Source organism: Agromyces sp. P1_H4 (assembly GCF_056405255.1).
Genome location: NZ_JBFUCL010000198.1, coordinates 1 through 7,078, shown reverse-complemented (window position 1 = coordinate 7,078; position 7,078 = coordinate 1). Strand labels below are relative to the sequence as shown.

Here is a 7,078-nt window from a genome sequence, read left to right as displayed (position 1 = left end):
CGTCAGCGTCACGCCGAGCAGCACCGCCGCCGGCGGCTACTCGGTGCTGACGTTCTCGCTCAGCCACGGCTGCGAGGAATCCCCGACCACCAGCCTCACCTTCGACATCCCCGAGGGAATCGACGGCGTCGCGCCGACGGTCAACCCCAACTGGACCATCCAGAAGGTGGCCGAYGGCGATCGCACCGCGCAGGTCGTCTACACGGCGATCACGCCGCTCGAGAGCGGCTACCGCGACACGGTCGAGCTGTCGGTGAAGCTGCCCGAGGATGCCGCGGGTGAGACGCTCTCCTTCCCGGTGCTGCAGTCCTGCGAGGTCGGCGAGACGAATTGGAACCAGGTCGCCGAGGAGGGCGAGGAGGAGCCCGAGAGCCCCGCTCCCTCGATCGTCGTGACGGAGGCCACGGGCGACGAGCACGGCCACGGCGCGGCCGCCGCAGGTGACGCCGGCACCGGGAGCGACGAGCACACCGGTCACGAGGACTCGGCGACCGCCGAGACGACGGCCGCCGGCACGGGTGCCTCCGACGGCGTGGCACGGGTGCTCGGCATTGGCGGGCTCATCGTCGGCGTGGTCGGCATCGTGCTGGCCGTCACCGCACGCCGACGTCCCCGATCGGCCGCGTGATGCGCGGGCGGGGGTCCCCCGGGCGCCGGCACGCGGGCCGGGCCGCGGCTGCGGGTGCGGCGCTCGTCGCGGCATCCGCCATGCTCGTCGTGCTGCCGGCGCTGCCCGCGTCGGCGCACAACTACGTGGTCGCGACGACGCCTGCCGAGGGCGCGACGGTGACCGAGCAGCCGGGCGCGATCTCGCTCGAGACGAACGACGAGCTGCTCGAGCTCGACGGCGGCTCGGTCATCGAGGTGCAGGGGCCCGACGGGCGCTACTACGGCGACGGCTGCACGATCGTCGACGGGGCCACCGCGGCGATGGAGGCCGAGCTCGGCGCTCCGGGCGACTACACCGTCACCTGGCGGGTCGTCTCGACCGACGGCCACCCGATCTCGGGCACGTGGGCGTTCACCTGGCAGCCCGCCGAGGGCGTGGCGCTCGCCGAGGGATCCGACGCCCCCGGCGACTGCGGGGGCACGGCCGTCGTCAGCACGCCCGGAGCCGATCAGACCGGCGACACCGGCGACGCGACCGACTCGACGCAATCCCGAGACGATGCGCCGGCGGGCTTCCCGACGGACGCGCTCTGGATCGTCGGCGGCGTCCTCGCCGCGGCGGTCGCCGCGCTCATCACCTGGTTCGCGGTGCGCCGCCGACCCTGAGGATGAACCGGCTCACCCGTCGGGGGCCCTCGTTACACTCGACGGGTGAGCTGGAACCCGGAACCCCACGGCGCCGAGGAGGTCCCCTGGGATCCCGATGAGCTGCCGCCGCCCGACGACGAGTGGGCCCCGCCGCCGCCAGACGACGGGTGGGTGCCGCAGCCGGCTCGATCCGGCCCCGTCGCTGCTTCTCCGACCTCCGTGGCCGTCGCGCCACGAGGCATCCGCCCCGCCCCCGCGAGGTTCGCGTCGGCCGCCGAGGCGCTGCACACGGTGTTCGGCTACGAGTCGTTCCGCGGCGAGCAGGCCGAGATCATCGCGCAGGTCGCGGGTGGCGGCGACGCCGTCGTGCTCATGCCCACCGGCGGCGGCAAGAGCCTCTGCTACCAGATCCCCGCGCTCCTTCGCGAGGGCACCGGCGTCGTCGTGTCGCCCCTCATCGCCCTCATGCACGACCAGGTCGACGCGCTCGTGCGCAACGGCGTGCGCGCCGCCTACCTCAACTCGAGCCAGCAGCCGGCCGAGCGTGCGGCGGTCGAGCGCGCCTACCTCGCGGGCGAGCTCGACCTGCTCTACATCGCGCCCGAGCGGCTGAACTCCGAGGCGTCCAAGCGGTTCCTCGAGGGGGGTCGGGTCGCCCTCTTCGCCATCGACGAGGCGCACTGCGTCGCCCAGTGGGGTCACGATTTCCGGCCCGACTACCTCGCCCTCTCCGACCTCGCCGAGCGCTGGCCCGACGTGCCGCGCGTCGCGCTCACGGCCACGGCCACCGAGGCGACGCACCGCGAGATCACCACGCGCCTCTCGCTCGAGGGCGCCCGGCACTTCGTGTCGAGCTTCGACCGGCCCAACATCCAGTACCGCATCGCGCCCAAGATCGAGGTGCGCAAGCAGCTCCTCGACTTCGTGCGCAGCGAGGGCCGGGATGCCTCGGGCGCGTCCGTCTCGGGCATCGTCTACGCGCTCTCCCGGGCGAGCACCGAGAAGCTCGCGGCGTTCCTCGCCGCCAACGGCGTCAACGCGCTGCCCTACCACGCCGGCCTCGACGCGGGGCTGCGCCGCAGCACGCAGGAGCGGTTCCTGCGCGAAGACGGCGTGGTCATCGTCGCCACGATCGCGTTCGGCATGGGCATCGACAMGCCCGACGTGCGGTTCGTCGCCCACGTCGACCTGCCGAAGTCCGTCGAGGGCTACTACCAGGAGACGGGTCGCGCGGGCCGCGACGGCACGCCCGCGACCGCGTGGCTGGCCTACGGCCTGCAAGACGTGGTGCAGCAGCGCCGCATGATCGACGAGAGCCCCGGCGACCTCGCGCATCGCCGCCGCCTGTCCGAGCACCTCGACGCGATGCTCGCCCTCTGCGAGACGGTGCAGTGCCGCAGGCAGAACCTGCTCGGCTACTTCGGCGAGCCGAGCCGGCCGTGCGGCAACTGCGACACCTGCCTCGAGCCGCCCGAGGCGTGGGACGGCACCGTGCCCGCGCAGAAGCTGATGTCGACCATCGTGCGCCTCCAGCGCGAGCGCCGCCAGAAGTTCGGCGCAGGCCACCTCATCGACATCCTCCGAGGGAAAGAGACGCCGCGCGTGCGCCAGTACGGCCATGACGCCCTCGCGACGTGGTCGATCGGCGCCGACCTCTCCGAGCAGCAGTGGCGCGGCGTCGTCCGGCAGCTCCTCGCCCAGGGTCTGCTCGCGACGCACGGCGAGTACGGCACCCTGACGATCACGGAGGCCGCGGCCGAGGTGCTCTCGGGCGCCCGCAGCGTGATGCTCCGCACCGAGGCCGACCGGCCGTCGTCGCGGTCGCGCGGTCCCAAGGCCGTGGCCGCGGCGGCCGACCTCGAACCGGCCCAGGCCGAGCTGTTCGAGGCGCTGCGCACGTGGCGGGCGGGCGAGGCGCGAGAACAGGGCGTGCCCGCCTACATCGTCTTCGGCGACGCCACCCTCCGAGCGGTCGCGGTGGCCAGGYCGGCGCGGCTCGGCGACCTCGACGGCATCACCGGCATCGGCGCGAAGAAGCTCGAGGCCTACGGCGAGGCGCTGCTCGCGGTGGTCGCGGCCGCGTAGCCGGCGGATGCCGCGTGGGGCAGTCCCGGGCGCTCGCCCCGAGGCTAGGATCGCRCCAAGCGGGCCGTGGCCGCGGCATCCGTGCCTTCGACCAAGGAGTGCGCCATGTCCGACCAGCTCGGCCCCAAGCGTCCGCTCGGAGTCACCATCGTCGCCGCCCTGGCGGTCGTCTCGGGGGTCTTCGACCTCATCGGCGGCATCGTGCTGCTCTCCATGCAGTCCGACCCGACGACGGCCGACGCGTTCGGCGGCGCGAGCGTCGCCACGTCGCTCGCCGTCATGGAGATCGCGTTCGGCATCGTGATGATCCTCATCGCGGTGGGGCTCCTCCGCGGCAACACGGTCTCGCGCATCGCGGCGACCATCGTGCAGGCCTTCTCGCTCGCCGGCTCGATCTGGATCGGGATCGCGCAGCCCGCCACCCTGTCGACCGAGATCGTGAGCGCGTTGCTCGCCCTCGCCATCCTGATGCTGCTCTGGTCGGCCGATGCCACGCGCTACTTCAAGGGACTCTCGCCCGACCAGCCCACCAGCTGATCGCGCGCGAAGATCAGACTAAAACCTAGCGACATTCGGTTTATGATGGACCGGATGCCGGACGCTCGCTGCCGGCCCGAGCATGAAGGAGTGCTGCGGATGACCGACACCACGACCACGACCGGAACGTCCGCGGCCGGCGAGCTGGACGCCCGCTATCGCGACGCGAGCCTGCCGACCGCCGAGCGCGTCGAGATCCTGCTCGGGCAGATGACGCTCGAGGAGAAGGCCGGGCTCTTCTTCCAGACCATGATCGCCGCGGGCGACGACGGCTCCCTCTCCCAGGGAGGCGACGCCTTCGGCCTGCCGTCCACCGACGAGTTCGTCTCGGCCAAGCTCATGAACCACTTCAACGTGCTCGCCCTGCCTCCGACGCCCGAGCTGATCGCCGAGTGGCACAACCGCCTGCAGGGGGCCGCGGCCGCGACCCGCCTCGGCATCCCCGTGACCGTGTCGACCGACCCGCGCCACTCCTACACCGACAACCCGCTCGCGGGCATGCTCGCCGGGTCGTTCTCGGTCTGGCCCGAGACGATGGGGCTCGCCGCCACCCGCGACGAGGAGCTCGTCGAGCGGTTCGGCGACATCGCGCGCCAGGAGTACACCGCCGTCGGCATCCGCGTCGCCCTGCATCCCCAGATCGACCTCGCCACCGAGCCACGCTGGTCGCGCGCCCTGCAGACGTTCGGTGAGGACCCCGAGCTGGCCGGCCGGCTCGGAGCCGCCTACATCCGCGGCTTCCAGGGCGCCGAGCTCGGCCCCGACTCGGTGGCGACGATGACGAAGCACTTCCCGGGCGGCGGCCCCCAGAAGGACGGTGAGGACCCGCACTTCGCGCACGGCCGCGAGCAGGTCTACCCCGGCGGCGAGTTCGAGACCCACCTGAAGCCGTTCGAGGCCGCGTTCGAGGCGGGCACGAGCCAGATCATGCCGTACTACGGCATGCCGGTGGGCACCGAGTACGAGGAGGTCGGCTTCGGCTTCAACAAGTCGGTCGTCACCGGGTTGCTCCGCGAGCGGTACGGCTTCGACGGCATCGTCTGCACCGACTGGGGACTCATCAACGACTCGGAGATCATGGGCGAGCCCTTCCCGGCGCGCGCGTGGGGCGTCGAGCACCTCACTCCGCGCGAGCGCATGAGGAAGGTCATCGAGGCGGGCGTCGACCAGTTCGGCGGCGAGGCCGACCCCGCCATGCTCGTCGACCTGGTGCGCGCGGGCGAGATCACCGAGGAGCGGCTGGACCTCTCAGCCCGCCGCCTGCTGCGCGAGAAGTTCGTGCTCGGCCTCTTCGACCAGCCCTTCGTCGACGTCGAGCGTGCCAAGCGCGTCGTCGGCTCGCCCGAGTTCGTCGCCGCGGGCGAGGCGGCGCAGCGCGCGGCGATCACCCTGCTCGTCAATCGCGGGCGGCCGGATGCCTCGGGCGCGCCGCGATCCTTGCTTCCGCTCGCTCGCGGGCTGCGCCTCTACGTCGAGGGCGTCCCGGCCGAGGTCGCCGCCGAGTACGGCGAGGTCGTCGCCTCGCCGGCCGACGCTGACGTCGCGATCCTGCGCCTGCAGGCGCCGTTCGAGCAGCGTCCGACGTTCTTCGAGAACTTCTTCCACTCGGGTTCGCTCGACTTCCCCGCCGAGCAGGTCGCGCACGTGCGCGAGGTCGCCGCGGCGGTGCCGACCGTCGTCGACGTGTTCGTCGACCGCCCGGCGATCCTCACGCCGTTCGTCGACGACCTCGCCGCCCTCACCGCGAACTGGGGCGCGAACCCGCGGGCCCTGCTCGACGTGCTCGTCGGCGACGCCGCCCCGCAGGGCGCATTGCCGTTCGACCTGCCGTCGAGCATGGCCGCCGTCGAGGCGAGCCGCCCCGACGTGCCGTTCGACACGGCGGAGCCCCTGTTCCGGTTCGGGCACGGCCTGCGCTACGCGGGCTGACCCGAACCGCCCGCTCCCCGCCACGCGACTCCGCTTCGACCCGGGCGCGCCACGCGTCGACGGATGCCCCGGCCTCCCGCCGCGGCATCCGTCGCCGCGCTAGCATCGGGCCAAGGTCGTCGCACTGGGGCGACGTGCAGGGGATGGGGAGCGCATCATGTCGGAAGCAGCAGCACCAGCAGTGCACCGCCCGATTGGGGTCGCGATCGTGGCCGTGCTGGCGGGCCTCTCGGGCATCGTCGACGTGATCACCGGCATCCTCCTCATGTTCGAGGGCGGCAACCCCGAGATCGCCGACGCGTTCGGCGGCCCCAACGGCGTGCTCGCCGCGTCGATCGGCTCGATCCTGCTCGGCGTCGTCGTCCTCTCGCTCTCATTCCTGATCTGGCTGGGGCGTTGGGTCGCCCGCATGATCGTCACGGTGCTCGAGGCCCTGTCGCTCATCCAGTCGCTCTTCCTCGCCGTCGCCAATCTCGGCAACCCGGTGGGGGAGTGGGCCAGCGTCTTCTTCTCGGCGTTGGTGATGATCCTGCTCTGGACGCGCCCGGCGAGCGCGTACTTCCGCGGCAGCGAGGTCGCCGCGCGCTAGCATCGCCCCAAGTGCGCCGCGTCCTGGCGGCGCCGACGTGAGGAGTGGTCATGTCGGATTCGATGCCCCGGMCCGGGGGCGTGACCGTCGTCGCAGTGTTCGCCTGGATCTCGGGCCTGCTCGACGTCATCGGCGGCACCCTGCTGCTGTTCCAGACGAGCGTGGCCGCGACGGTCGAACAGTTCGGCGGGGAGAGCCAGTTGATCGCCTCGGCGCTGCTCGAGATCCTGGTCGGCGTGGTCGTCATCGTGGTCGCGATCGGGCTGCTGCGGGGCAACGACGCCTCGCGCATCGTGATCACGATCTTCGAGATCGTCTCCATCGTCGGGTCGGTGTTCCTGGCCATCGCGTACCCGGCAGGGGCCATCGGCGAGTACTTCAGCATCGCGGTCGCGGCGATCGTCCTGCTCCTGCTCTGGACGCGCAGCGCGTCGGCCTATTTCCGAAACTGACCGCCCCGTCGGCGAGCGGATGCCGCGTCCGGCAGTTGTGGACACGGACACCCGCTCGCCACGCGCGTTTGTAGGGAGCCGACAGGCCTTCGCGAACCGTCCAGCGTGCCGTTTGTAGGCGCCGGACCGCTCGTTTCCGGTCCCGGGGACGCCGTCCTAGCGTGGAACGACACGTGACCGCGCAGACGAAGGACGATCCGACGATGGTTGACACGGCATCCCGCACCAG

Annotated in this window: 7 protein-coding genes; all 7 read left to right on the top strand. The window is 72.1% G+C overall.

Annotated features, from left to right (window positions below; genetic code table 11):
- The coding region (locus tag AC1DY2_RS12460) for a YcnI family copper-binding membrane protein (protein ID WP_476762715.1) at nt 1–628 on the top strand (628 nt) is incomplete at its 5' end.
- Nucleotides 628–1,275, top strand: a complete 648-nt coding sequence (locus AC1DY2_RS12455; protein WP_476762716.1) for a copper resistance CopC family protein — start codon at nt 628–630, stop codon at nt 1,273–1,275. The genes AC1DY2_RS12460 and AC1DY2_RS12455, both read left to right, overlap by 1 nt.
- A gap of 45 nt (nt 1,276–1,320) precedes the next feature.
- Complete coding sequence (gene recQ, locus AC1DY2_RS12450; RefSeq protein WP_476762714.1) at nt 1,321–3,342, top strand: DNA helicase RecQ; 2,022 nt, start codon at nt 1,321–1,323, stop codon at nt 3,340–3,342.
- Between the two features lie 105 nt (nt 3,343–3,447).
- A complete protein-coding gene (locus AC1DY2_RS12445) occupies nt 3,448–3,879 on the top strand; it encodes a DUF7144 family membrane protein (protein WP_476762713.1) in 432 nt (143 codons plus the stop codon).
- A gap of 99 nt (nt 3,880–3,978) precedes the next feature.
- Nucleotides 3,979–5,808: a glycoside hydrolase family 3 protein gene (locus AC1DY2_RS12440; protein ID WP_476762712.1), complete on the top strand. Its 1,830-nt coding sequence runs from the start codon at nt 3,979–3,981 to the stop codon at nt 5,806–5,808.
- 157 nt (nt 5,809–5,965) lie between these two features.
- On the top strand, nt 5,966–6,397 hold the full coding sequence (locus tag AC1DY2_RS12435) for a hypothetical protein (protein ID WP_476762711.1): 432 nt from the start codon (nt 5,966–5,968) through the stop codon (nt 6,395–6,397).
- 50 nt (nt 6,398–6,447) lie between these two features.
- Nucleotides 6,448–6,849 (top strand): DUF7144 family membrane protein, encoded by a 402-nt coding sequence (locus AC1DY2_RS12430; RefSeq protein ID WP_476762710.1) that lies wholly within the window; start codon nt 6,448–6,450, stop codon nt 6,847–6,849.
- Nucleotides 6,850–7,078 lie beyond the last annotated feature (229 nt).

Coding starts and splice junctions, on each gene's coding strand:
- AC1DY2_RS12455 (WP_476762716.1), top strand. CDS start 628: ATGCGCGGGCGGGGGTCCCCCGGGCGCCGGCACGCGGGCCGGGCCGCG.
- AC1DY2_RS12445 (WP_476762713.1), top strand. CDS start 3,448: ATGTCCGACCAGCTCGGCCCCAAGCGTCCGCTCGGAGTCACCATCGTC.
- AC1DY2_RS12440 (WP_476762712.1), top strand. CDS start 3,979: ATGACCGACACCACGACCACGACCGGAACGTCCGCGGCCGGCGAGCTG.
- AC1DY2_RS12435 (WP_476762711.1), top strand. CDS start 5,966: ATGTCGGAAGCAGCAGCACCAGCAGTGCACCGCCCGATTGGGGTCGCG.